Source organism: Nocardia brasiliensis (assembly GCF_042691675.1).
GTDB classification, from domain to species: Bacteria; Actinomycetota; Actinomycetes; order Mycobacteriales; family Mycobacteriaceae; genus Nocardia; species Nocardia brasiliensis_D.
Window position 1 is genome coordinate 8,488,391 of the sequence record NZ_CP170507.1, and the last position, 21,432, is coordinate 8,509,822.

Here is a 21,432-nt window from a genome sequence, read left to right on the forward strand (position 1 = left end):
CGTGATCGTCGCTGCACAGACCGAAGAACTCGATAACCCTGACGTCAAGCTCACGGCCAAGGAACGGCGTGCGTTGGTCGAACGCCTGCGGAAAGCAGTCGTTCGTCTCGACCGCTTGGCGTCCACAGGGCTGCGGATCGGGATTTACGCGCGGATCAGCCGGGACCGTAAAGGGTTTGCTCGCGGTGTAGAGCGCCAGATCGAGGATGACGTCATCCTCGCGCATGCCACCGGAGGAACGGTAGTCGCTATCTACGTCGACAATGACATGTCGGCCTACTCAGGAAAGCCTCGGCCCGACTACGAGCGCATGCTTATGGACATCGAAGCAGGCTTGATTGATGCGGTGATCGCTTGGCATCCCGATCGTCTGCACCGTTCACCCGCTGAGCTGGAACGGTTTATCGAAATTGTTGAGCGGTGGCGGGTAGAGGTTCGCACTGTCAAGGCTGGACACTGGGATTTGACTACACCATCGGGTCGAATGGTAGCCCGCCAACTTGGTGCAGTCGCGCGGTACGAGAGTGAACATAAATCGGACAGGGCTACGCGAGAGCGTCAGCAGCGGGCGGATATTGGCCAGTGGGCTGGGGGGCCACGCCCATACGGGTACGAGCCTGATGGCGTCACGCTTCGACCGTCTGAACAGCAAGTCATCGAAGGAGTAATCAGGTCACTCAGTGCAGGAATCTCGCTGCGCGCCATTGTGACTGACCTGAACGCGCGTGGTGTTCCGACGCCGAGAAGCGCCAAGCGCTGGACGTCATCGGTACTGCGCAACCTGCTACTGAAACCACGTATCGCCGGTTTGTCCTCATACCGTGGCGTCATCGTCGGCAAGGGAGCATGGCCTGCGCTCGTGAGCGAAGATCAATGGCGGGCCGTGCAGGCGATGTTAATGAATCCGGAACGCAGGACGAATGCCAAGGGTGCTGCGGTCCGTTGGCTGGGCAGCGGGATATTCAACTGCGGCGGGTGCAACGAGTACGCATTGTCTGTGAGTGCCATCCATGGGCGGCGAAAGGTATACAGGTGCAACAGTGTTCGCGAGCGGCGCATGCCAGGGGAAATCCACGTCGCTCGGGACATGCTGAGGCTGGATGAATACGTTGAGTTCACGGTTGTCGAGCGGTTGTCGCGCGGTGATCTGGTCGAGCTTTTCATGCCCAAGTCAAGCGCGGTGGATGTGAACGGGCTGCGATTGGAATTGGCTGGGGCGAAGGCGCGACTTGATGATTTGTCGTCGCTGTTCGCCGACGACCGCATCTCGGCTGCTCAGCTCGCTACAGGCTCCGAGAAACTTCGGGTGCGTGTCGATGAGCTCGAGCGCGACCTCGCGGATATAGCTCAGGTCGGTCCGCTGGCGGAGTTCGCGACTGTTGCCGATGTCGAAAGGCATTGGTTTGGGACACAGCCGAATCGTTCGGATGGCCTGTCGTTGATGAAGCGCCGGGCGATCATTGACGAACTCGTGACTGTGACGATACTTCCCGGTCGGTGTGGTTCGACCTTCGATCCGTCCCTGGTTGATCTATCTTGGAAGATTGCTGCGTGAGTCCCTAGTGGACCGTATTTGGTGATACGTGTTCACCGCTCAGTTTCTCGCTATAGGCCCCCGAACTGCGGCCTGGTTCGGGGGCCTACGCATGTCCGAAGCACTTTCGATCAGGGGCGGGGATCCGCGGTGGTGGCCGGTACCCGCTAGGTCTGCGTGCGCTCGGGGTGGCACCGTCGCTGTGTCGGAAGGGTGGACTACCCTGCCGCGCTATGCCGTACGTGTCGCTGCTCCGCCGCAAGCCCGTTCTGGTGCTGTGGTCAGCGAACGCCCTATCGGTGCTCGGAGACAGGTTCTTTGCGCTGGCGGTGATGTGGATCGCGTTGGAACGGTCCGGGCCGGTAGCGATGGGAGCTGTAGCGATTGCCGAATCCGTTCCTTACGTCCTGATGGGGATGTTCGGGCGGCGAATCGTGGCCCGGTGCGCGTCGTTCCGGGCGCTGGCCGGGTTCGATGTAGTACGGGCTGGGCTTGTCGCCGCTCTGCCTCTCGTGTGGAACCTCGGCGGAACGCCCGCAATGCTGGTGGTGGTGCTGACCCTGGGTATCGCAGGCAGTGTCTTCGATCCCGGATTCGGCTCGCTGGTGCCGGAACTGGTTGCTCCGGAGGAGCGGCAAATGATTCTCGGGGCGATGGACATCACGGGGCGGGTGGCCCGGATCGCCGGGCCGGGTCTGGCTGGCCTGCTGCTGTTGGTCGCTCCGGCCTCGGTGTTGTTCACAGCCGACGCGGCGACGTTTGCGATCTCGGCGGTAGCGCTGCTTGTGGCGGCGCGGATCGCTCCTGTATCTGCGGTTGTCAGTTCGGGTCGGCCATCGGATCGAGGAGCCGACCCGGCGCGTGCTCGGGTGCTGCTGCGAGCCCATCCCGCACTTGGTGCGGCGTGGCTAGTACACGGAGTCGGGTTCTTTCTGTCCGCGATTCCGGCGATCGGTATGCCGCTGCTGTTGGCTCAACATCTGCACGTCGGTGCCAGCGCTTACGGGCTGGTGCTGGCCGCCAGCGGAGCCGGTGCGTTGCTAGGCAATCTCGCCGCCACGCGCGTGCAATTGGCCGACCGCTTCCCTGGCTGGTTCTGTGGGGCGTGGGCTGTTTCCGGTGGCCTGATGATCGCGACTGGGGCCGCGTCGAGTCTGGCGTGGGTGGTGGTGTTCTCGGTGGCCTCGGGTGCGGTGTCGCCGTTCATCAGTATCGCGATGGCGGCGCGTTTGGCGATGTTCCCGGCCGATCAGCGATTGCGTTTGAACTCGCTGAACTTCACGGTCATGCGGGCGTCGGGAACATTGGGGATGGCCGTCATTCCCGCGCTGATCGCGGCCGGACCGGCACGGGGATTCGTGCTCGGCGGGTCAATTCTGGCCGTGTTGGCTGCGGTCGTCGGGGTGTTCGGCTCGTCATGGGCCACTGCGCGTACGCAGGCGGCGCGGGTGGTGGAGGCGGTCGACTCCGCCTCCACCACGTCGGGACCTGATCAGGCGGCATCGACCCGATAGTGGGTCACCTCGATGGCTTCGAGGGGTATGCCGATCTGCTGGTAGATGCGCTGGTGCATCGCACCGAACCAGGCAACCTTGCGGTCTGCGTAGAAGTCGGGGTCATACCAGCTGACGCCGAGATGGATTGTGCCGCCGCCGTTCTCGTTGTCGGGGTCGGCCTGCCACCAGGTGGCGGTCCAATCCCACAGCATGAGTTCTTCGGGCCGGTTGCGCAGTCGCTCGTCGGAGTCGCGCAGGGCTTCGATGCACTTGGCGGCAACTGTGGCGTCGGGGCAGTAGTAGCTGCACTGCGACGTGGCGATCAGCTTCTTGTCACCGCGTCGTTCGCTGCCTGGTTCGCCTTCGCCTTCGAGCACGCGGACGCGGGTCACCGCGGTGTCGGAGATGAGGTCGAGCAGAGGTGTCGACATGGGGTTCCTCCCGTGAATTCGGTTGTTACCTGGGTGCTCCCGCTGTTGGCGGAAGATTCAGTGGCGCCCAGCCGGGGCGCTCGGTGGGGTCGCCTCGGCGGAATGCGTCGGCGGTGGCGTAGCGGATGTTGAGGCCGATGCGGGGTGCGTCGGTGGTGTTGCTGGCGCTGCGGTGGATCAGGCGGGTATCGAAGATCAGGGCTTGGCCGGCTGCGAGTTCAACCGCGGCGAGGGCGTGGCGGTCGGTGATGTGGTCGCCATAGACGGTCAGGGCACGCCCTCGTGCCGCGCCTGCGGCCGGTTCGGCATCGAACGGGAGATAGCCTCCGAGGTGTGACCCGGGCAGGATCTCGAGGCAGCCAGCGCGGGCGGTGGCGTCAGTGAGCGCGGCCCAGCAGGACACGGCGCGGGCTGGGTCCAGTTCGATGTGCTCGTTGATCCCGTCCTGATGGGCTGGGACTTCGAAGGGTTTGCCTGGCCATTTGATGACGAGGAAGGTGTTTTCCACGGCGGCGTCGGGGCCGAGGAGTGCGCTCACGCGGGCGATCAGGTGGGGTGAGTTCACCAGTGCCCAGGCCCAAGTTTCGGAGCGGTGCGGGTTGCGCACGATCTCCTGGTGGTCGCGGCCATAGGTGTTCACGAGTTGAGCGGCCAGTGCTCGCGCGTGCTCCGGTTCGCTCCACTGGCATGGGTTTTCGTATCCGCGGACGTCCAGGCCATTCGCCGTTGCCTGCTGAGCCATTGCGTTCCCCTCGATCCGCTCGGGTGTCTGTATCGAGTGGACGGGGTGACAGCCGATGTGCACCAGGTGCGCACTATGAGTCGTCACAAGTCCGCACATTCGTGCGAGGGTGCGCGCTACCGTGGAACTACCACCGACACGTGCAGGGGTGGTGGCCGGATGGGTGGATCACAGGATGCAGCCGAACTAGGCTCCGCGCTGCGTCGTGCCCGCCTCGATGCTGGCTTGAGTCAAGATGCCGTGGCCCGCCACTGCCTAGTCCACCGGACTCACGTCACGCACGTCGAAGCTGGCAGGCGGGTACCGGAACGGCCGTTTTGGGTCGCCGCGGATATCGCTGTGCACGCCAACGGCGCGCTGGTTGCCGCTTACGACGAACACATCCGCCGCCACGCCGTGACCGCTACCGGATTCGTCGGTGGCGGGTCTACGGTGCCAGGGATCGACGTATCCATACTCGACTTGGATGTGAGGGTGTGGCTGGATATGAACCGACGCGATGTCTTGCGATTCCTGTCCGCGGTGGGTTCGTCGTGGCCTGCGGCGATGCTGCTGGCAGGGCTCGAACAGCCCGCACGTGAGCAACTGGCCTACGCGCTGACCGTGCGCGTGGACGCCGCCGCTATCGACCGGATCGAAACCGTGCTCGAATCGACCTATCAGCAGTACGAGGCATTCGGTCCGCGCGCTGTCTTGACGGTGCGGCGCGGCCAGGCCGATCTCGTCGACGCGTTGCTGACCAACTGCCCTGGCGAACTGCGCCCGCGGCTGCTGTCGATCCGCGCCGAGCTAGGGCGGACGTTGGGGTGGATGGCCTACGACGCAGGCCATTACGACGATTCCCGCACCGAGTACAAGGACGCTCGCGACGCGGCCGAGGCGGCTGGCGATCCGGCGCTGTGCGCGTTGGTGCTGTGCAACTGGAGTCTGCTCGAAACACGCGATGGCAAGCCGGGGCTGGGTTTGGATCATGCTGTCGCTGGACGGTATTGGGGCCAGCGGGCCGGAGACCCATTGCTGATGGCCTACAGCACCGACATGGCGGCCGAGGCATACACCCGCCAGGGTGAACGGCGGTTGTGCCTTGCCGCGATCGAAGACGCGCACAATCTGGTCACCTCCACTCGCTACAGCCCGACCCCGAGCCATGTCTACGACGCGGCGCTGAACGCCGGTTTCCGGTCAGAGTGCCTGATCAAACTCGGCGTCGCTGACGCTGCGGTGCCAGCGGCGGCCGAATGTGTGGAGTTGTTCGACCCGGCGTTCGTACTGTCGCGTGGATTCGCTGAAATCGGCCTGGGCAAGGCGTACTGCCTGATCGGGGAAACTGATGAAGCTGCCCGGATCATCAGCCGCACCGCCGATCTCGCGATCAGCTACGGATCGACCCGGCTCGCAAGCGAGGTGGTCGACGCGCGGGCGGCGGTGGCGCGTGTGGCGCCGGGCTCGGTGAGCTTGCGTGAGCTGGATGGCAAGCTCACCGAGCACGGCCTTATCGCTGAACCTACGTCGATGTGAGGTCCGGGGGCGGATTCAGCTGCCCCATTTTCGTTTTCCATGCCACGATGCCCTGACGCAGTTCATTGACCCGGATCGGTCCCAGTTCCGCGATCTCCAGCAACTGGGCGTCAGTCATCTCTGCGAGGTCTGCCATGGTGCGAATACCGTTGCGGCACAGAAGGTTTTTGGACACCGTGCGCATCCAGTCGAACTCGTGGCCGGGCGCTGTTTTACCGTCCAAGGAAACCATCATGTCGTGTCCGTAAAGGGTGTTGTAGATCAGTCTTTGGATGCTGGGCTGTAGATCCCAGTGCTCCAGGCCCCTGGGGGAAACGATCCGAACGTCAGTCAGTTTCCAATCACCGGAAGATGTTTCGGTGATCGTGGTTTCGTACTCGACGCCGGGGCGGCCGTCGAGTACGAAGGTTGCGTCCTTGGTTGGGTTGCTCATAGCGGTGGCCTCCATGTCGGATTGTCGCGTGTGGTTGCTTTCGTGGTGCTCGTCTTCGATTCGTTACACAGGTTCTCGGCTGAGGTGGTCGTTGAGAACGCGCGAGCCGGCCACCGGGCACGGGGTTCCGTCGCGGTTGTGATGCTCGGGGACCACTGCGTCAACGAGGCCGACGCTCTCACCGCAGGCCGGGCCCGGGCAGGCGATCAGCATGGGGGTCATCAGGATTGCTCGGATGACGGCGGCACGGCATTCGGACAGCTTCACGGTGCGTCCGGAGTCGGTTCTCAGCATGGTTCCTTTCCTCGAACCCGTTCCGGTGGAGCGGGTGTCGTCGTGCGGATTGACACGTAGGTGTCAATCGCGTGAGCGCTGTGTGATGGTCAGGGCTTGCGCCCAAGTCCGACGTAACACGGCAGATCCGTGGGATCGGGCACTTCGCCGGGACGGAGTCGGCGCGGACCCTCAGCCGGGGTGACCGTCCATTTATCGACGGATACGACGCCGGGGCTGAGGAGTTCGAATCCGTCGAACAACGCGCTGAACTCGGCCAGGCTTCGATTGCGGAAGGCGAGCCCGTTGGCCTTGAAACTGGCTTCGAGGCCATCGCGCCCGGCCGCGTGGTCGGTGAAACTCGCCAGCAGCAGGTATGAGCCGGAGGCAAGAGCGTTGCGCAGAGCGGTCAGCATCGTGTGCGGTTCGACGGGCATGTACTCCAGGACTGATACCAGTGAAACCGCCACCGGTCGCGAGAAGTCCAACAGAAGTTGACTTTTGGCTAATATCGGAGAGGGATCGGTGAAATCACCGTGCACGTACATCGCATGGGGACGAATGTCTAGGAGAGCGCGAGCATGAGCCGCCACCAACGGGTCATAGTCCGCGTAGACAACCTTCGCCTCACGATTGAGCGTGGCGGCGACGTTGTGTAGATAGGGGTCCGCTGGCAACCCGACTCCCAGGTCGAGGAACTGCGTAACCTTGCACTCGGTGATCAGGTGTTCAGTGACGTCGAACTGGAATCTACGTGCGCCATACGCGGCTGAGGCCAGGCCAGGGTATCCACCGACCTGGTCCGCGAAATCCCGGTCAGCCTGGTAATGATCCTTGCCGTGGTGCCAGAAGTTATGCACCCGTGCCAAACTCACCTCTTCCGTGGTGAATCGGACGCCTGTCTCGCTGTCCACGAGAACGCCGCTCTCGTCCTCGTGGACGTTCGAACCGCTCATGAGGTGCGTGACGCCCCGCGCGCCTGTGCGGCATTGCGCATGTGGCGGATGATCTGGTCACGCAGCGGTGCGGACAGGTCGGGGTATTCCTCGAGGGTGGGCTGGTGAGGGAGGGTCGTCACTGTGCCGTCGTGTTTGATGCTGAGCAGGTGCACGGCTCCGGTGGTCTCGCTCACGAACCATCGTGCCGATTCGTTGTCGACGGCAGACTGTTGTATTCCTGTCATGGCGAATTCCTTTGCGGCAAAGCGTGTTTAACTGGTGCAGGCCGTAGGACTGAACAGGCATTCACACGGCAGGCGAGTCAAACCGGTTGTGGGACCGGGGATTACCGTGATGTCGTCCAGGTAGTGATGGATCTGCTCGTCGGCGATAAGTGCATTAGCCGCCTCGGCGCTGGCTGCGTAGTGCAAAATCACCCCGCTCAGGTCGATCTGCAGGTGCACGTCCGGGGCGCTCATCTCTCACCGCTCCGACTGCGGCGCGTCCTTGATGGTCACACCCGGTTGCTCGGTGAACGCCGCGCGTACCTCGGTCAGGCTGACTTGCTCGTCGCTAGCCGACTCAGGCTTTGCGTCAAGGTTCCGCAGAGCCTCGGAAAATACTTCGTATATTTCGGCCGGATGCGGCGGCCATGGAGCAAGGCCGAGTAGCTGCGGAACGCGCTGCGGTAGAGCATCTTCCGTTACGTCAGGCTCGGTATCAGGTAGCTCCTCAGACATGACTCAGCCTCCGAAGGGGCCGACGTATGCCGCTGGTGCATGCCTCGATCGCGTCGACAACGACGCGGCCGGATGGCCGGAATGGCCCGTGTGGCGCTTCGATCCACTGACGGAACACCGAGCAGTTGTCATCCGGCGATGGCAACGCGATGGTTCCGCCGTTGCGGACCACCTTCACATCGAGGCGGAACAATGACGCATACACCGCCGCGTCGGCGGGAAGGTCGGGCACGATCAGGAATGACCACTGGTGCGACCGGGGGTCCGACAGAATCGGCCCGATCTCTGCGCCTTGGCGATCCAGTCGAATCCGGACCGCCGCGCCGAGCGGTGCAGACGTCACCAACGCCCAGGTACGTCCGGCGCGCATCGAAATCCTCCGCAGCTGTGGAGGATCGACAACCGCGGGCAGGCCACACACCCGCCGATAGAACTCACACCGGGCGTACAGCGTGTTCCCTATGCCTGTGTCGTCCATCTGTCGGCCTCTGCTCGCATCGAGAAGTTCCAGGAGCGCGGTATCCGGCGATTCGGCCCGCAACCCGCAGCCGTACTGGTCGCCCGCACAACGGCGTCGAGTTGAGGGGGCTCCCCGCCACTCCGGATACCGCGCAGTTCCAACGACAGCACCCCCGGTGACCTGGGACAACGCAGAAGCGAAATCCCATCCAAGAATTTCCATTTCGCCAGGTAGGTTTCCGGTGATCATGTGAGACTGATTCCGGAATCCGGATCGACATGTTCCGCAAACCCTGTTTGCTCGTTCCGGAAACCGTGTCAAACTCGTGTTCGCTCCCCGCTGTCCACCGTTCCGTCCACCCAGGAGCTACCAACAGATGGCCGACGATGACAGCACCCTGCCCCGCCGACAGCTGGGGCGACAGCTACGTAAGTACCGCGAGGAAATCGGCATGACCCTGGCCCAAGCGGCCAGGAGCGTGGAAATCGGCACGACGACGTTGCACCGCTTGGAGAAGGGAGGGGCCGACAAGGTACGCGTACGAATCGTGCAGCACCTGTGTGAGGTCTATGAGCGTTCAGCCGAAGAGACTGCCGCGATGAAGCACCTTGCCCAGCAGGCGGCGGTCAAGAGCTGGCACGCCGAGTACAACGATCTGCTGCCGGACAACTTCGATAACTACGTCGGACTGGAAGCCGCAGCACGCCAGCTCATCTCGTATCAGGAGCTGGTTCCTGGACTACTCCAAACCGAGGAGTACGCCCGGACGATGATCCGCAACTACTTCGTAGATGAGGCCGACACCGATATCGACCGTCGCGTCGAACTGCGAATGACGCGACAGACGATCGTCAAACGCAAGACCGAGGCGGTTACCCTCGATGTGGTGCTGCACGAGTCCGCGCTGCGCCGCGCGGTCGGAAGCCCCCGCATCATGGCCACCCAACTCCGTCACCTAGCCGACGCCAGCACGTGGCCCAACGTCAGCGTACGGGTACTACCGTTCTCGGCGGGAATACCGCTGGGCCTGCTACCGGGACCGTTCGTCATCCTGGCCTTCGGGGTCGACGCCAAGGGGCGACCCGTCGAACCCGACGTGGTCTACGTCGAAAGCGTGGTCACCGCGAACATCTACCTGGAGAAGCCCCACGATGTCGACCGCTACCGTTCAGTATCGGCGGCTTTACACGGTGCATCGCTGAGCGCTGCGGACAGCAGAGCACTATTGAGGAAGATAGCGAAGGAGTATCAAAAGTGAACGTGAACCTTGCTGGTGCGAAGTGGTTCAAGAGCAGCCGCAGCCAGGGGGGCTCGGAATGCGTGGAGGTCGCATTTCTTGATGGCGGGCACGTCGGTGTCCGTGACTCGAAGAACCCGGCCGGGCCTGCGTTGGTCTTCACCCCGGGCGAGTGGTCTGCATTCGTTGCGGGCACCCGTGACGGCGAGTTCGATCAGCCGTAAGTCTCTCTGCAATTCAGGCCCGTCCGTCCGAATGTGTGACAGTGGCGGGCCTGAACTGTTTTCGGGGACGGCCAAGCGCTAAGACAGGGCCGAGCTACGGTGGGGGCCGATCCGGTCTGGAAGGAGAAGCGCGAACGATGGAAGACACGGCACCCAGGGGTGCGGCGTGGTACCGGGCTACCCGCAAGCTGCTCGGCCTCAACGACCGCCAGTGGTGGTCGGAATTCATCGGCGTTTCAGGTAGCTCCGTCGATCAGTGGGAACGCGGCAAGCAGGCGATACCGGAACACCGCATCGCCGAGCTGGCAGCGATCTCCGAGAAGACCCTGGACCTGATCGAAGAGACGATTACCGCCCTCGATCGCGACGATGCGGAACAGGTGCTCTACACCTACCGCACGAACCATGACTACCGCTTGGCCGAGCCGGATAGCGTCTATCCGGCCGCGTGGCATGAGGCATGGACCGCTCGGGTGGTCGCTGAGCGTCCGAGTGTCCAATTGCGCTGGTACACACCACCGCAGGCGTGAACGACCGGAAGCCTCCGAGCCGGCCAGTGGCAGGCCCGGAGGCTGGTGGTCGAGTTGGTCAGTCCTCGTCGGTTTCGGGAGCCTCGTAGGGTTCCATACACAGCCCGCAGATGATCGGGCCGCGGTCGCGCTCCTTGTTCGATACTCGGAGCTTGCGACCGCACGGGCACGACAGCGAGACACCGTTGTTGTTGGACTTGCGCCCGCCGTTGTCCTCGCCTTCGCCTTCCCCGTCTTCGCCTTCGGTCCCGCTCTCGGTGTCGCCGGGACTCATCTCGTGGCGGCGGTGAGTGGTCATGGCCCGTTCGAGGGCTTCGATCTCCTTGCGCCAGTCCCACCGTTGAACCTCGTCCAGCGTGCTTGAGGACCAGCCGATTTCCTTGGTGTGGCTGACCTCGAGACGGAGTTCTTCGGCGATTTCTTTGAACTTCGCGTTGTGGTAACGGCCCTGGCGGCTGGTGTCCTTGATGCCCCGCGCTGCGGCTAGGCCGTGTGCTGCTTCGTGCAGCAGCGTCGTCAGTAGCTCGTGCGGTCCGCGCTGGAGCCCTTCACCACCGATGAACAGTTCGTGCACGGTGGTCCCATCTGCCTTGGCAACCCAGCGGTTCGCCGCGAAGTGTCCGAGGGTCTGGAACTTGCCGTTGATGGAACCGGGTCCGATGGTGACGATGACGTCGGGCACATCGGGGTGCCGCTCTTGAATGCGCTTCCAGGTCTTTTCGACGGCGACGACGAGAGGGCTGATCTTCATGAGTGGTTGCTCCGGTGGAGTCTTGAGCCTGTGCGTATCCGCTGGGCTCCGCTGAGTTGAGGGGGTTCGGGTGCCCCGGCCGGTCTGGACCGGCCGGGGCGTAGGTTCAGAGTTGGGTGCGCAGGAACATCACGACGCGTTCCATACCTGCTACCTGGCACCAGGGTTCGTCTGCGTGGGGCCAGTGGTTCTGTGCGCACATCCGGAGGTCGTCCAGGATCTTCTCGGCTTCGGCGAGAGTGTCGGAGGTGACCGGTCGAACCCCTTCCGCCCAGGCGTCGAGGTTGAGGTTCCCGTCAGCCCAACCCTGGGCAACGTGGCGGGCCTGTTCCTCAGTGAAGTAGTTGTCCCAATCCTCGTATGCGTATTCGCACAGCCGCAAGTATTCGGCGTGCCAGATTTCATGAGATCGCATTTACCGCTCCGATATTCGAAGGCTTGAGCCTGTGCGTGTCCGCTGGGCTCCTGACAGGAATGAAATTACCGGGCTGACACGTACGTGTCAAGGCAGTGACCTGGGCAAATTAGCGGTTGACACGTAAGCGTCAACCACTTAAGTTCGTTCTTGCACGGAGTCCAGCGGACACGCACAGACTCAAGTCCTCACGAAAGGCAAGCTAATATGTCGAACACCGCAGGCAATACATTTATCGATCGCGTCTACATCCGCGCAATGGAACTGGTCGTGAACGATCTGGAGAACCAGAATCTTTCTGGCGAGGAAGTACGCGAAGCGATCAGGGAGAAGTTTCTGGAGTTGGTTTCCGTGCTGGAACAGGTGATGCCTGCGCACATCGTCCAGGTTGCTCTTGCGGAGTTCCTTCAGGCGCACGGTCACGACTACGAGGCTGGTCAGAGCTAGAAACATAGAGCGCGGGGCACCCGATGCCCGAGTGCCCCGCAGGGTTTGACACGTACGTGTCAGCCATTTAGATTCAGTAACCGAGGAGCCCAGCGGTCACGCATAGGCTCAAGCCCGAAAGAGGCAGTATGTCTATCACTCCCGCCATGGATGTTTACGACAAAATCGTTGAATTGTGCATCGCAATCGCGCGCTACGCACATCAGGACGAAGCGTTGTCCATCGAGGAGATGGAGCAAAAAGCGAATGACCTTTTCGACGTTGTCACGCCGACTCTCTGGATGTCTCTTCCGCCGAAGCTGGTGAAAAACCTCCGGGAGTCATTCATTCATGAACACATGATGAAGTTCGGAAGCACCGAATAATAGAAAAGCGGGGCACCCGGCGAAGGGTGCCCCGCGCTCTCTTTCGATTCCATAGGAGTCCAGCGGTCACGCACGGACTCAAGTCCATAGATAGGCGAATTCAATGCATATCGAGCGTTTCGGTGAGAAGTACTACGACGAGATTCTGCTGGTCACAGATCACTGCATCAGCGATGCCGAGGTTGATTCCAACGGCGGAGGCGGCTGCTACGCGATCTGGGGAACGCTGCCGTGTGGTCTGCGCGTCGGTGCGTCCAACGGCGATATGGAAGGCTGGGGCGACGATCAGTGCACGTGGTCTGTCGGCCTGTACCACGATGGTGCGCAACTGGCGTATCTGATCGCCGGGTCGCTAGCTGATCAGATGAGCATCGTTGGCACGTTGACCGTCGAGCAGGCGCGAGCGTTGATCGACAACACACCGGAATCGTTGCTGTTGCCGACACAGATCATCATCGTCAACTGAACGAACCCTGAAGGCGTCCGGTGGTCCTCCGAATCGGGTGTGACCATCGGACCCTTCGCTTTGTGTCGATCCCCCTCTTATGCTTCGAGTGATTGCGGCTCGACATGATGGAGGGGAATTCGCTTGAACCGCTTTGAAACTCCGCGCCAGACCTGGACGCGCACGCTTACCTGGATCGCCTGCACGCTCGGCCCTCTGCTGCTGGTCGGCTACCTCGTCAACGGCAACGCGGGCGCGACTGCAATCGTCATGCTTTTCGTCGTCGTGCCGATCGCACTGGTTGTTCTGCTCGTGGTTGTCCTGGTGCGCGCGGCCAGTTCGAAACGCACCGTACCGGTTCCGGCGGTACCACCGGTGCCCGTTCGGCAGGGTCCGCCGCCTGGCTGGTACCCCGATCAGGCCGGGGCGCAGCGGTGGTTTGACGGCCACCAGTTCACCGACTTCACGCGATAGGGCAAGATCGAAGAGTCGTTCGATTACCCAACAGTCGACACAAAGCGCCTCCGGACATCACGTGCGACCCGTCCGGAGGCGCTTTCGTGTTCTCACACCGGGGTCGCGGTCAGGTAGGTGCCCGTCCCGGCTAGAACGGTGTTGGCCCCGAACGAACCGCCCCTGAACAACCCGGCCAATCCGACCACATCCCCGGCACGAACCTCGATATTCCCGGTCACCTTCGACACCCCTTCGTCGGCCTCGACACCGCTCAGTAGAAGCGACGCGTTGTTGACTCCGACACCGACGTTATGTGTGCCGAGATTGCCGCTGGACCCCCAGGTGATCTGTGCCGTGACCTTGAGTGCTCCATCGGAGCTGGCGACGAATCCGCCAGCGACCACGCTGGTCAGCGGGAAGCCCTCACGCAGGACGTAGCCAGTGATCGTGACCCATCCTCCATTGGTGCCGAGTGTCTGGTCCTGGTTCTTGTTGATCCCGGCCGGATCGGGTGCGTTGCTCCACACCAGCACCGAACCCAGTGACACTCGCTTGATCGGGGTCGCTCCGATCGACAGCCGTCGAATGGCGTTGCCGCCCAACGAGCTACCGGCCATAGTTCACGTCCTGTGATAGAGGGTATTCGGGTCCTTGGTAGTGATCGCGGCGAACTCGGCTTCGGTGCCGAACCACAAAGTCACAGTCTTTGCCCCGCCCGCCGACGCACCGGTTACGCGCCCGGTACCGAGCTTGGACACCGCGATGCCTGCGGAAGCGCTGATATCGGTATCGGTGATCGAGCCATCGGCGATCTTGGACGAGTCGACCGCGCCGGGCGCCAGTTTGGCGGTAGTGACCGAGCCGTCTGCCAGGTCAGCGGACGGGATGCCTGCGGCAGGCTTGCTGTACTTGCCCGCGAGCGCGGCGGCCGTGTCAGTGGCATAGCTGGCGTTGTTGCCCAGTGCGGCCGCGAGCTTGCCCAACGTGTCGAGCGCGGCGGGCGCGCTGCCGCGCAACTCTGCGGCCACTGTGGCAGCAGCTCCGACGTTCTCCTTGCCGTCCAGGGTGGCCTGCAGCTGGGCTATTTCGGCAATGGTGTGGCTGTGACCGGGTTGTGTGGCCGTGTCGGCGCGTGCAAGTGATGCTCGCACCGCTGCCGCGAGTTTCGCGGCGTTCACGCTGTCGTCGGGCAGGGTCGCGTTCTCCGCGGTTTGTGCCCAGGCGCGGGCCTGCTCGGCTGAGCCGGCCGCAGCAGTGGCCGAGCTGGTCGCCGTGCTCGCGGCTGACTGCGCTTGGTCTCGCCAGCCTGCCAGGGCTGACACTTCCGGGAGCGGTACCGGTTCGAGGTCTCGGGGCGGGATGGTATCGATGGTGAACACCAGTGCGGCGCCGTCACGTCGAACCGCGGTCACGCTGTCGCCCTTCTCACCACGCGTGATACCCGGCGCTGGGGTGCCGGGTACCGGGAAGGCGCGCGCCAGGTCGACCGTTCCCGGTGTCGCTGGAATCTCGATGGGCCGCAGATTGATTCGCTGCCCACCGATCGACATGTTGATGAAGTCGACGCGGTACGCCCCACGCGGCGGATTGGTCCACTCGTCCAGCGCGGGCAGCAGCACGTACTTGCGCCCGCGCTGGGACAGATCACCGTCCGCGTCGATTTCGACTTCGAAGGTGTCGACCACGCGCAGCGTCGACCCGCCCGGATGGTGCGGCATCAGCACGGCGTCACGATCGGCGAGCAGCAGCGAGAATCGGATGGTGCCGCGTAGCCCGATCTCGTCGGGGCGGTCGTCGGGGTCGAGGCCGTCGATGATGAACCCGCCAAGGTTGCCGACCACCTTGACGTACTGCACAGGATTAGTCATTGGGGTCAACCCTTCGGCATATTCGAAAACGCCAGCCACGGCGCGCGGGTCGAGCGACCGAGCGAGGACATGTCGAGCGTTTCGGGAAAGTCTCGGATGTTGTCGGCCCACATCCACCCATACATGACTGGGAAATCGGAGCCGACCGAAGCGGGCAGCAACCCCGATATAGCAGCGGTGCCCAGGATCGGGTAGTCGCCAGTGGTCGCGTAATTCACCAGCAGCGACGCCAACGCGTAGTACTTACCGGCCTCGACCTGTATCTGATTGCCGATGTGACCGCGAAACTCGGTCGGGTTGCGTGTCACCTGGTTGACAAGATTCTGGGTCTTCCCGACGAGCCTGAGCCGTCCACCGCGCACCGACGAGTCGACGGTGTAGGCGGCCATCGCGAAAAGCATTGTCACGTCCATTTTTCCGAAGATGGAGGTCACCGAGTCGAACGTCTCGTTGCGTCGCGCACGAATTAGGCACACTTCGAACGACCCGCGTTGGAAAGGCTCCAGCGAGACCGCATAGCGCGGAAACGTCGCTTCGGTGGTGCCACCGGTCGATGTCCAGGTTCCCTCGAGCCCGCCGAACAGGCTGGTCCGGACCTGGCCTGCGGCTTCGAGGACGTACGGGCTAAATTCCATCTTCTACCTGCTTCTCGATGCTCTCGGGCACGCGCGGGATGCGGGCTCTGCGGTCGGCCAGCACGGCGAGCAGAACCCGGATGTAGGCCACGGCTTCGCGCAGCTGGAACTGGGTTCGCGCTAGGTCACCTTCGCGGCGGGACAGCTTGGTTTTCAACTCGGCGATATCGGCCTTGGCCTTGTCGAGTTCTTCGCGAAGCGGCTTGATCAGCAATTCGGCCTGGCTCTTGACGAACGCCTGCCAGTCCGCGGAACGGTTCGACTCGCGCTGCGAGCGGCGCGCGTAGAGAGCGGCCACGACCGCGCTGAGCCCAGCCAGGACGGCGGGCAAGTTCTCGGTGATCACGCTCACGGCCGGACCACCCTTTCGGTTAAGCGGTTGGGATGCAGGTCAATTCGAGGGTGGCGTGCTCGGCGTAGGTCACCCACGCGTCCCAGAACCCCTCGGCTTTGACCGCGTGCACGTAGTACGTGGCTTCGGTGCCTGCGGGCACGCGTCCGATGTTCTTGGTTGGGTCGATCGGCTCGTTTCCGGCGTACTCGGTGAGGACTTCGACCGGATGAGCGACGCCGTTGAGGCCGGAGGTCAGCAGCGAGCCCAAGCCGTAGCCGACCTGGAGGCCGGTGTCTGGGTGGCCGTGACGCACCTCGATATCGACGCGCGTGGACGCTCCACCGCGGACTCGCACGCGGCCACGCACGCTCGGCCGCCAGGCAAAGGTCTGTGCTGGGATGGTGATCTGGGCCAGCTGCACCCGCGTCGTGGTCGAACCGGTGGTGATGTTGGCGGCGGCGAACTGGCCGGGCTGAATGGTGTACATCGGCAAGCCGAGGTTTGGGCCGGTGGTGTAGCGGCCGTCCGCGGTGCGGATGATCGCGTCGCCGGGCGCGACGTTGGCTGCTGGGGTGAAGTCGGACGCGGCGCCGATCGCGGCGGCCGGGCCGGTCGCTCCTCGCTCGCCCTTGTCGCCCTTGGGCCCGCGCTGGGAAACGACATTGATCCGGTACGCACCCGGGCTTACCTGCTCGATCGAACCGCCGGGTTGCTCGCCGCTGGTGAACGTCCCGCCGACCAAGGTAGGCATCGGCCCGACCGGGCCTTGGACGCCAACCCAGTTGTCACGCTTGAGAAGGCTTGTACCGTTCCAGATCCACCCGGCCGACGAGCCGGCCACTGCCCACCAATGCCCGATCTCGGCGGCGGTCAGCTTCTCCGCAATCGGCACCAGCTCGGCTTCGGTGGCGACAGTGCCCCGATAGAGCGGGGACGGGCCGGGCTCGCCCCGCTCGCCCTTGTCGCCTTTGTAGGCCGGGATGTTCACCGCGACCGCATCATCGAGATATTCAAGGATCGCTCGATGGGAGTCGCGCACATTCCAGATGTCCTTGAACTGGAAAATGACTCGGGCGGTGCGCTCCAGGTTGTACATGAATGTCCTTGACTCGACAGTGATGTCGTTCAGCGCGCTCACCCATCCGCACGGGTACGCGTCTCGAATACATAGTGGTGCGCCCCTGCCCAGGTGCGCACCAGCTCGGATACGAGGGGCATCACGGGAACTACGGCCCCGTGATGCCCCGTCAGGCCTTTAGCGGCTGGCTGCCAGGAACGGAAGGAACCGAGATAGGAACTCGTCGACGCCGGGCAGCGCCAGAACGCGGGTCACCGCACCGCATACAGCGATCACCTGGGCGACGGCGGGCACGGTGTCGATGCCGCCCGCGACCGCGACAACGGGGAGCAGCGAGGCGAGCGCGACGAGCACGGCGAAGACCGTTCGCGCGGTGGCCTGCCACGGGTGGGCAATCTGGGTGGGGGTAGTGAAGTCAGTCATGGTGAAACTCCCTGTGTTGGTTCAGTTCCCGGCCTGCTCGGCAAGGATTCGGTCGAGCTTGATTTCCAGTGCCTTCAGGCGTTGTTCGTTGCGGTAGTCCGCCGCATCGGAATTCAGTACGTAGCCAGCGATCGTGTCGCGGTACTCGGAATCGGCAACCCGTGATTGAAATCCGTAGGTCAGCTCGAAGTGCACCTGTCGCAGCTTGTCGAGCAGCTCGCGCTGTTCCTGATCCGAAAGTGCCATTAGCTCATCACCTTTCAGTCGGCCCGCGATATCGGCGCGGAACCGGTCCATATCCATCGAGCCTGGGTCCCACTTGCCTTGCTTGGGTCCGGCCCATTCCTTGTGCCCGATCACTCGATCGGCGCCGTAGCCGAGTCGGCGCAGGATCGCCGCGCAGCAGCGCACATAAGCGTCGTATTGCGCCGCAGACCACCCCTCGGTGCCGTTGTTGGCTGCTTCGATTCCGATCGTGTGGAAGTTGGCGTTGTCCTCTGGCAGGCCGGGCCACGAGCCCACGCCCGCGTGCCAGGCGACACCGGCAGCGACGACGGTCACCGTGCCGTCCTGGGCCAGATGCAGTTGCGACAGTGGGCCTTCCAAAGACGGTATTCCGTACGCGATTTCGGTCGGAGGAGTACGCGAACCGCCAGTGTGATGGGCGACTATCCCCCAAATGCTTCCGAAGTCTCCGTGCCCGCGGTCACGCCAGCCGGGGAATTCGACCACCCGCAAGCCTTCATCACGTAGTACGTCGGCCAGCCATACCGGGTCACCGGACCAAGCCATATTGTTCCTGCTTTCTATCTGCGGATGCGCCGCGGTGTTAGTTCACGGCAAGGAAGTTCACTGCCTCATTGACGGACTTGATCAGCCGCATTCCCTTGGCTCCGGGTTCTTCGTCGGCTTTGTCGTCACCGATGAAGGTGGAGACCTTCACTCGGTCGGTGCGGGTGTCTTCGATGCTGATGGATTGGATTCGGTCGAAGTAGATTTCGTCTTCGTCTTCCCATCCAGCGACCACACCGACCTCGTAGTCGGCAAACGCAAGGAACGGATAGCCGTCGAGCACTTCGACTTTCGCGCAGCGTTGACCACGCCCTTCCCACAAGCCCTTGCTTCCGGCCTGGTTCGACGCGAAGCTGTAGGCCGATCCCGCATTCACGAACCCTTCCGGGAAGGCCAACGGGCCGAGTTCGGCGCGTGCTGTCCAGTTCACGAATTTCTGGAACGCTAGGAAAACGTCGTGGAATATCGACGCCAACAACGTTCCGACACCGGGGATAACGGTCAGGGAGAGCAGCGCGAATATCGCGTTGACCGCGAGTTCGGCGATCAGGTCGACCATTTTGTTGACCCATGTCGGGGACTTCCCGCCGACGACGACGCTGTAGTACATCGGGTGCTTGACCGTCAGTTCGGCATCGACCACGCCGGAGGAGGATTCGGACCAGATCACCCACGGGACTTCTTTGCGGCGCAGCAGCCCGTCGAGGGCTTCGGCCAGGCCGGGGATGAGGAACCCGCCTACGGCGTTGATGAATCCGGCGATCAGCTCGCCGAGCAGGTCGGCCAGACCGTCCAGGAACGTCCCGGTGTTGATGACGCCGCCGGTCTTGGGGCGGTCGATGACCTGCACGATGTATTGCGGGCGGGTTAGGAACAGGTCCGGGTGCGGTTGCGGGTCGCCGGGCACCCACAGCGAGATGTCGAGCTTGCAGTCCTCTTCGGCCAGCCACGGTGCGAACAGCTCATCGAGCGGCACCATCCGGGCCATACCGACCTTCCATGGCGTGGTGTCGCGGAACAGGTCATAGGGCAGGAACGTGAACGGCAGCCCGAGCCGCCACGCGTTGCGCGCGGCATACCAGTAGATCAGCGTGCGCAGTGGCGCGACCATGATGTCCTGCGGCGGGAACTGGACCTCCGGAATACTCAGTGGCTGCGGCCACGCGATGATCGCGTGGAACCACGCGTAGTCATCGACCAGTTGCAGCGTGATCCGCTTGCGTCCCTTGATGCCCCGGCGGGTCGCCATATCGACACGGCCCGACCACCGTTTCCCGTTGTAGGTAATACTGATCGGCACGACGGTACGGTCAGCGGACATACATAATTTGGCGAATGGGTGATCACCGGGGATATCGAGCTCGCCGGTTCCGACTTCGTTCCACACGAATTCGCATTTGGCGCTGCTGTAGTTGTTGAGTTCACCCAGCGGGCTCAGGAACTTGTCATAGATGATGATCTCGAATTGCGCCCGGTCACCGATCGGAGGATTCGGAGCCAAGAGTTCGAAAAGCTCTGCGGCGGCGTCGATGTCGAGCGGCCCAGGCCGGAGCCGGCCAGGGTCGAACACGATACCCAGATGCTCATTGATGTCGGGCCGGTCGATGGTCGCGGTACTCACCATGGCCCCCTGTTCTTCGGTTCCACTCGGATCACCACCGAGCTATCTGCATTGCCGTCGATGAAGCGGATTCCGGCCAGGTCGAACAACGTGCGTTTGGGAATCGGCGCACGAAACCTGTTCGCGCCCATGGCCCGGAACAGGTTCTCTTCCGGATTCACGGCCACGATCGTGCGCTTGTCCGGGTCGGTGTCGACACGAAGCACCTGGCCGGGTTTGAGTTTCGGAAGAGTGAGGATTCGGCCGTCACCGTCTGGAACCTGTAGGACACCAGGGCCTTTCACGATCATCTGGTACCAGGCCGGACGGTTACCGCGGTTCCAAATCTTCGGCGCCGGTTGCCCGTTACGCCAGGCGACTTCCTCTTCCATCCCGCGCCACCACGGATTTTCCGCGACCACCGGAATCCGGTAACTCTGGAAACCGCGCAGCCCTGGGTCTTTGGTGTAGATGGCCTCTTCGGTGTCGTCCTTGCGGAAGTCCAGCCACCAGTACCCGGAGAACTCCGTCAGCACGTAGATACGTGACAGCTCCTCGAACACAACAGATTCGAAGAACGCGTCGTTCACGCTGCGCCAGCCCCGCATCCTGGTCTGTGACACGTGCACCGGAAGTTCGAACTTGCGCGGCTCTACCACAGCACCGAGCCAGGTAGCACCGTCTTGGCGTGCACCCTGGTTGAAGATGTGCCGGGTCGGCGGGTCGTAGATGTTGCTCCACCCCTCGAGCAGCAGCACACCGTCTTCACCATCGGTCAAATTCCACACCGGGCCTTGCGGTCCAGGCCCGCACAGCACCACTTGCGCGCGACCGTCGCGGAATAGCTGACTCATGGCGTCCCTCTTCAGTTGTGACGACACCTACGTGTCAAAAATGACGGCTGCCGTGGCCGCAGCCCGCCAAAAATCCTGTCTACAACGTAGATAAGTGCTGCTTGCTCGGTCGGGCTTGGAGTTGTCGGTGCCATCTGATCCACTTGCAATTGCCCAGGTACGGAGGCATTTTCGCGGTTCTGGAGCGCACGAAGACTTGGGTGCTTTCGCGGGTACGGTTTGGTGTCGGGTGAAGGGGTTAGGCTCGTTTCACCCGATCGACCGGATTCGTAAGGCACACAGTCGGATGCGTCCGTACGTCGGGAAAGGAAGTGCGGTCCCTCGCCTGTTAACGGCAGGCGAGGGCCGCGAAGAACCCATCACCCCTCCGGCAAAGAAGGACGAAAAGGCAACGTGAGCGTATCGCGAACCGA

The 21,432-nt window shown here is 62.9% G+C and carries 30 protein-coding genes; 10 read left to right on the forward strand and 20 right to left on the reverse strand.

Translation table 11 applies throughout. The features are described from left to right. Nucleotide 1 precedes the first annotated feature (1 nt). Nucleotides 2-1,555 carry a recombinase family protein gene (locus ACFK0J_RS39175; RefSeq protein WP_378734858.1) on the forward strand — a complete coding sequence of 518 codons (1,554 nt, stop codon included), beginning with the start codon at nt 2-4 and terminating at the stop codon, nt 1,553-1,555. A 212-nt stretch (nt 1,556-1,767) separates the two neighbouring features. Next, nucleotides 1,768-3,048 (forward strand): MFS transporter, encoded by a 1,281-nt coding sequence (locus tag ACFK0J_RS39180; protein WP_378734860.1) that lies wholly within the window; start codon nt 1,768-1,770, stop codon nt 3,046-3,048. Here ACFK0J_RS39180 and ACFK0J_RS39185 read toward each other — a convergent pair. Then, entirely contained in the window at nt 3,027-3,461 is a 435-nt protein-coding gene (locus ACFK0J_RS39185; RefSeq protein ID WP_378734862.1) for a hypothetical protein, read from the reverse strand. The genes ACFK0J_RS39180 and ACFK0J_RS39185 overlap by 22 nt on opposite strands. A gap of 25 nt (nt 3,462-3,486) precedes the next feature. Beyond that, nucleotides 3,487-4,203, reverse strand: a complete 717-nt coding sequence (locus tag ACFK0J_RS39190) for a phytanoyl-CoA dioxygenase family protein (protein ID WP_378734864.1) — start codon at nt 4,201-4,203, stop codon at nt 3,487-3,489. Nucleotides 4,204-4,362: 159 nt separating this feature from the next. On the opposite strand from ACFK0J_RS39190, the gene ACFK0J_RS39195 reads away from it, so the two are divergent. Beyond that, nucleotides 4,363-5,721, forward strand: a complete 1,359-nt coding sequence (locus ACFK0J_RS39195; protein ID WP_378734867.1) for a helix-turn-helix domain-containing protein — start codon at nt 4,363-4,365, stop codon at nt 5,719-5,721. Here ACFK0J_RS39195 and ACFK0J_RS39200 read toward each other — a convergent pair. From ACFK0J_RS39200 to ACFK0J_RS39230, 7 genes are all read right to left on the reverse strand, one after another. Further along, the gene (locus tag ACFK0J_RS39200) at nt 5,708-6,154 is read right to left on the reverse strand and encodes a hypothetical protein (protein WP_378734869.1); all 447 of its coding nucleotides are present in this window, start codon (nt 6,152-6,154) and stop codon (nt 5,708-5,710) included. The two genes, ACFK0J_RS39195 and ACFK0J_RS39200, sit on opposite strands and share 14 nt — an antisense overlap. 63 nt (nt 6,155-6,217) lie before the next feature. Beyond that, on the reverse strand, nt 6,218-6,448 hold the full coding sequence (locus tag ACFK0J_RS39205; protein ID WP_378734871.1) for a hypothetical protein: 231 nt from the start codon (nt 6,446-6,448) through the stop codon (nt 6,218-6,220). 89 nt (nt 6,449-6,537) lie between these two features. Further along, the gene (locus ACFK0J_RS39210) at nt 6,538-7,383 is read right to left on the reverse strand and encodes an SAM-dependent methyltransferase (RefSeq protein ID WP_378734873.1); all 846 of its coding nucleotides are present in this window, start codon (nt 7,381-7,383) and stop codon (nt 6,538-6,540) included. Continuing rightward, on the reverse strand, nt 7,380-7,610 hold the full coding sequence (locus tag ACFK0J_RS39215; protein WP_378734875.1) for a hypothetical protein: 231 nt from the start codon (nt 7,608-7,610) through the stop codon (nt 7,380-7,382). The genes ACFK0J_RS39210 and ACFK0J_RS39215 overlap by 4 nt, the downstream gene beginning before the upstream one ends. Nucleotides 7,611-7,637: 27 nt before the next feature. Continuing rightward, nucleotides 7,638-7,844: a hypothetical protein gene (locus ACFK0J_RS39220; protein WP_378734876.1), complete on the reverse strand. Its 207-nt coding sequence runs from the start codon at nt 7,842-7,844 to the stop codon at nt 7,638-7,640. Between the two features lie 3 nt (nt 7,845-7,847). Next, complete coding sequence (locus ACFK0J_RS39225) at nt 7,848-8,105, reverse strand: hypothetical protein (RefSeq protein WP_378734878.1); 258 nt, start codon at nt 8,103-8,105, stop codon at nt 7,848-7,850. Beyond that, on the reverse strand, nt 8,098-8,475 hold the full coding sequence (locus tag ACFK0J_RS39230; RefSeq protein WP_378734880.1) for a DNA-directed RNA polymerase subunit beta: 378 nt from the start codon (nt 8,473-8,475) through the stop codon (nt 8,098-8,100). The genes ACFK0J_RS39225 and ACFK0J_RS39230 overlap by 8 nt, the downstream gene beginning before the upstream one ends. A gap of 466 nt (nt 8,476-8,941) precedes the next feature. Here ACFK0J_RS39230 and ACFK0J_RS39235 point away from each other — a divergent pair, with 466 nt between their 5' ends. The 3 genes from ACFK0J_RS39235 to ACFK0J_RS39245 all read left to right on the forward strand — a co-directional run bounded on the left by ACFK0J_RS39235 (nt 8,942) and on the right by ACFK0J_RS39245 (nt 10,556). Beyond that, the gene (locus ACFK0J_RS39235) at nt 8,942-9,823 is read left to right on the forward strand and encodes a helix-turn-helix domain-containing protein (RefSeq protein ID WP_378734882.1); all 882 of its coding nucleotides are present in this window, start codon (nt 8,942-8,944) and stop codon (nt 9,821-9,823) included. Then, nucleotides 9,820-10,026, forward strand: a complete 207-nt coding sequence (locus ACFK0J_RS39240) for a DUF397 domain-containing protein (RefSeq protein WP_378734884.1) — start codon at nt 9,820-9,822, stop codon at nt 10,024-10,026. The genes ACFK0J_RS39235 and ACFK0J_RS39240 overlap by 4 nt, the downstream gene beginning before the upstream one ends. Nucleotides 10,027-10,163: 137 nt before the next feature. Next, nucleotides 10,164-10,556, forward strand: a complete 393-nt coding sequence (locus ACFK0J_RS39245) for a DUF1870 family protein (protein ID WP_378734886.1) — start codon at nt 10,164-10,166, stop codon at nt 10,554-10,556. Nucleotides 10,557-10,614: 58 nt separating this feature from the next. Here the strand turns inward: ACFK0J_RS39245 and ACFK0J_RS39250 are convergent, their stop codons facing one another. Both ACFK0J_RS39250 and ACFK0J_RS39255 read right to left on the reverse strand, forming a co-directional pair. After that, nucleotides 10,615-11,307: a hypothetical protein gene (locus ACFK0J_RS39250; RefSeq protein ID WP_378734888.1), complete on the reverse strand. Its 693-nt coding sequence runs from the start codon at nt 11,305-11,307 to the stop codon at nt 10,615-10,617. A gap of 106 nt (nt 11,308-11,413) precedes the next feature. Continuing rightward, nucleotides 11,414-11,722 carry a hypothetical protein gene (locus ACFK0J_RS39255; protein ID WP_378734890.1) on the reverse strand — a complete coding sequence of 103 codons (309 nt, stop codon included), beginning with the start codon at nt 11,720-11,722 and terminating at the stop codon, nt 11,414-11,416. Nucleotides 11,723-11,929: 207 nt separating this feature from the next. Here ACFK0J_RS39255 and ACFK0J_RS39260 point away from each other — a divergent pair, with 207 nt between their 5' ends. The 4 genes from ACFK0J_RS39260 to ACFK0J_RS39275 all read left to right on the forward strand — a co-directional run bounded on the left by ACFK0J_RS39260 (nt 11,930) and on the right by ACFK0J_RS39275 (nt 13,453). Next, the gene (locus tag ACFK0J_RS39260; protein WP_378734892.1) at nt 11,930-12,169 is read left to right on the forward strand and encodes a hypothetical protein; all 240 of its coding nucleotides are present in this window, start codon (nt 11,930-11,932) and stop codon (nt 12,167-12,169) included. A gap of 128 nt (nt 12,170-12,297) precedes the next feature. Then, nucleotides 12,298-12,534, forward strand: a complete 237-nt coding sequence (locus ACFK0J_RS39265; RefSeq protein WP_378734894.1) for a hypothetical protein — start codon at nt 12,298-12,300, stop codon at nt 12,532-12,534. 103 nt (nt 12,535-12,637) lie between these two features. Continuing rightward, nucleotides 12,638-13,000 carry a hypothetical protein gene (locus tag ACFK0J_RS39270; RefSeq protein WP_378734895.1) on the forward strand — a complete coding sequence of 121 codons (363 nt, stop codon included), beginning with the start codon at nt 12,638-12,640 and terminating at the stop codon, nt 12,998-13,000. A gap of 123 nt (nt 13,001-13,123) precedes the next feature. After that, a complete protein-coding gene (locus tag ACFK0J_RS39275; RefSeq protein ID WP_378734897.1) occupies nt 13,124-13,453 on the forward strand; it encodes a DUF2510 domain-containing protein in 330 nt (109 codons plus the stop codon). 92 nt (nt 13,454-13,545) lie between these two features. On the opposite strand, the gene ACFK0J_RS39280 is transcribed toward ACFK0J_RS39275, so the two are convergent. From ACFK0J_RS39280 to ACFK0J_RS39320, 9 genes are all read right to left on the reverse strand, one after another. Continuing rightward, nucleotides 13,546-14,052: a hypothetical protein gene (locus ACFK0J_RS39280; protein ID WP_378734899.1), complete on the reverse strand. Its 507-nt coding sequence runs from the start codon at nt 14,050-14,052 to the stop codon at nt 13,546-13,548. 3 nt (nt 14,053-14,055) lie between these two features. Next, nucleotides 14,056-15,303 carry a hypothetical protein gene (locus ACFK0J_RS39285; protein WP_378734901.1) on the reverse strand — a complete coding sequence of 416 codons (1,248 nt, stop codon included), beginning with the start codon at nt 15,301-15,303 and terminating at the stop codon, nt 14,056-14,058. Nucleotides 15,304-15,308: 5 nt separating this feature from the next. Further along, the gene (locus ACFK0J_RS39290; protein ID WP_378734903.1) at nt 15,309-15,938 is read right to left on the reverse strand and encodes a hypothetical protein; all 630 of its coding nucleotides are present in this window, start codon (nt 15,936-15,938) and stop codon (nt 15,309-15,311) included. Further along, nucleotides 15,928-16,290 carry a hypothetical protein gene (locus ACFK0J_RS39295; protein WP_378734905.1) on the reverse strand — a complete coding sequence of 121 codons (363 nt, stop codon included), beginning with the start codon at nt 16,288-16,290 and terminating at the stop codon, nt 15,928-15,930. Before ACFK0J_RS39295 ends, ACFK0J_RS39290 begins: the two co-directional genes overlap by 11 nt. Before the next feature lie 19 nt (nt 16,291-16,309). Next, a complete protein-coding gene (locus ACFK0J_RS39300; protein WP_378734907.1) occupies nt 16,310-17,368 on the reverse strand; it encodes a hypothetical protein in 1,059 nt (352 codons plus the stop codon). A gap of 159 nt (nt 17,369-17,527) precedes the next feature. Further along, the gene (locus ACFK0J_RS39305) at nt 17,528-17,773 is read right to left on the reverse strand and encodes a hypothetical protein (RefSeq protein ID WP_378734909.1); all 246 of its coding nucleotides are present in this window, start codon (nt 17,771-17,773) and stop codon (nt 17,528-17,530) included. A gap of 21 nt (nt 17,774-17,794) precedes the next feature. After that, the gene (locus ACFK0J_RS39310) at nt 17,795-18,565 is read right to left on the reverse strand and encodes an N-acetylmuramoyl-L-alanine amidase (RefSeq protein WP_378734911.1); all 771 of its coding nucleotides are present in this window, start codon (nt 18,563-18,565) and stop codon (nt 17,795-17,797) included. A 37-nt stretch (nt 18,566-18,602) separates the two neighbouring features. Beyond that, a complete protein-coding gene (locus tag ACFK0J_RS39315) occupies nt 18,603-20,189 on the reverse strand; it encodes a hypothetical protein (protein WP_378734913.1) in 1,587 nt (528 codons plus the stop codon). After that, on the reverse strand, nt 20,183-21,019 hold the full coding sequence (locus tag ACFK0J_RS39320) for a hypothetical protein (protein ID WP_378734915.1): 837 nt from the start codon (nt 21,017-21,019) through the stop codon (nt 20,183-20,185). The genes ACFK0J_RS39315 and ACFK0J_RS39320 overlap by 7 nt, the downstream gene beginning before the upstream one ends. Between the last annotated feature and the right edge of the window lie 413 nt (nt 21,020-21,432).

Coding starts and splice junctions, on each gene's coding strand:
- ACFK0J_RS39180 (WP_378734860.1), top strand. CDS start 1,768: ATGCCGTACGTGTCGCTGCTCCGCCGCAAGCCCGTTCTGGTGCTGTGG.
- ACFK0J_RS39185 (WP_378734862.1), bottom strand. CDS start 3,461: ATGTCGACACCTCTGCTCGACCTCATCTCCGACACCGCGGTGACCCGC.
- ACFK0J_RS39190 (WP_378734864.1), bottom strand. CDS start 4,203: ATGGCTCAGCAGGCAACGGCGAATGGCCTGGACGTCCGCGGATACGAA.
- ACFK0J_RS39195 (WP_378734867.1), top strand. CDS start 4,363: ATGGGTGGATCACAGGATGCAGCCGAACTAGGCTCCGCGCTGCGTCGT.
- ACFK0J_RS39200 (WP_378734869.1), bottom strand. CDS start 6,154: ATGAGCAACCCAACCAAGGACGCAACCTTCGTACTCGACGGCCGCCCC.
- ACFK0J_RS39205 (WP_378734871.1), bottom strand. CDS start 6,448: ATGCTGAGAACCGACTCCGGACGCACCGTGAAGCTGTCCGAATGCCGT.
- ACFK0J_RS39210 (WP_378734873.1), bottom strand. CDS start 7,383: ATGAGCGGTTCGAACGTCCACGAGGACGAGAGCGGCGTTCTCGTGGAC.
- ACFK0J_RS39215 (WP_378734875.1), bottom strand. CDS start 7,610: ATGACAGGAATACAACAGTCTGCCGTCGACAACGAATCGGCACGATGG.
- ACFK0J_RS39220 (WP_378734876.1), bottom strand. CDS start 7,844: ATGAGCGCCCCGGACGTGCACCTGCAGATCGACCTGAGCGGGGTGATT.
- ACFK0J_RS39225 (WP_378734878.1), bottom strand. CDS start 8,105: ATGTCTGAGGAGCTACCTGATACCGAGCCTGACGTAACGGAAGATGCT.
- ACFK0J_RS39230 (WP_378734880.1), bottom strand. CDS start 8,475: ATGCGCGCCGGACGTACCTGGGCGTTGGTGACGTCTGCACCGCTCGGC.
- ACFK0J_RS39235 (WP_378734882.1), top strand. CDS start 8,942: ATGGCCGACGATGACAGCACCCTGCCCCGCCGACAGCTGGGGCGACAG.
- ACFK0J_RS39245 (WP_378734886.1), top strand. CDS start 10,164: ATGGAAGACACGGCACCCAGGGGTGCGGCGTGGTACCGGGCTACCCGC.
- ACFK0J_RS39250 (WP_378734888.1), bottom strand. CDS start 11,307: ATGAAGATCAGCCCTCTCGTCGTCGCCGTCGAAAAGACCTGGAAGCGC.
- ACFK0J_RS39255 (WP_378734890.1), bottom strand. CDS start 11,722: ATGCGATCTCATGAAATCTGGCACGCCGAATACTTGCGGCTGTGCGAA.
- ACFK0J_RS39260 (WP_378734892.1), top strand. CDS start 11,930: ATGTCGAACACCGCAGGCAATACATTTATCGATCGCGTCTACATCCGC.
- ACFK0J_RS39265 (WP_378734894.1), top strand. CDS start 12,298: ATGTCTATCACTCCCGCCATGGATGTTTACGACAAAATCGTTGAATTG.
- ACFK0J_RS39270 (WP_378734895.1), top strand. CDS start 12,638: ATGCATATCGAGCGTTTCGGTGAGAAGTACTACGACGAGATTCTGCTG.
- ACFK0J_RS39280 (WP_378734899.1), bottom strand. CDS start 14,052: ATGGCCGGTAGCTCGTTGGGCGGCAACGCCATTCGACGGCTGTCGATC.
- ACFK0J_RS39285 (WP_378734901.1), bottom strand. CDS start 15,303: ATGACTAATCCTGTGCAGTACGTCAAGGTGGTCGGCAACCTTGGCGGG.
- ACFK0J_RS39290 (WP_378734903.1), bottom strand. CDS start 15,938: ATGGAATTTAGCCCGTACGTCCTCGAAGCCGCAGGCCAGGTCCGGACC.
- ACFK0J_RS39300 (WP_378734907.1), bottom strand. CDS start 17,368: ATGTACAACCTGGAGCGCACCGCCCGAGTCATTTTCCAGTTCAAGGAC.
- ACFK0J_RS39305 (WP_378734909.1), bottom strand. CDS start 17,773: ATGACTGACTTCACTACCCCCACCCAGATTGCCCACCCGTGGCAGGCC.
- ACFK0J_RS39310 (WP_378734911.1), bottom strand. CDS start 18,565: ATGGCTTGGTCCGGTGACCCGGTATGGCTGGCCGACGTACTACGTGAT.
- ACFK0J_RS39315 (WP_378734913.1), bottom strand. CDS start 20,189: ATGGTGAGTACCGCGACCATCGACCGGCCCGACATCAATGAGCATCTG.
- ACFK0J_RS39320 (WP_378734915.1), bottom strand. CDS start 21,019: ATGAGTCAGCTATTCCGCGACGGTCGCGCGCAAGTGGTGCTGTGCGGG.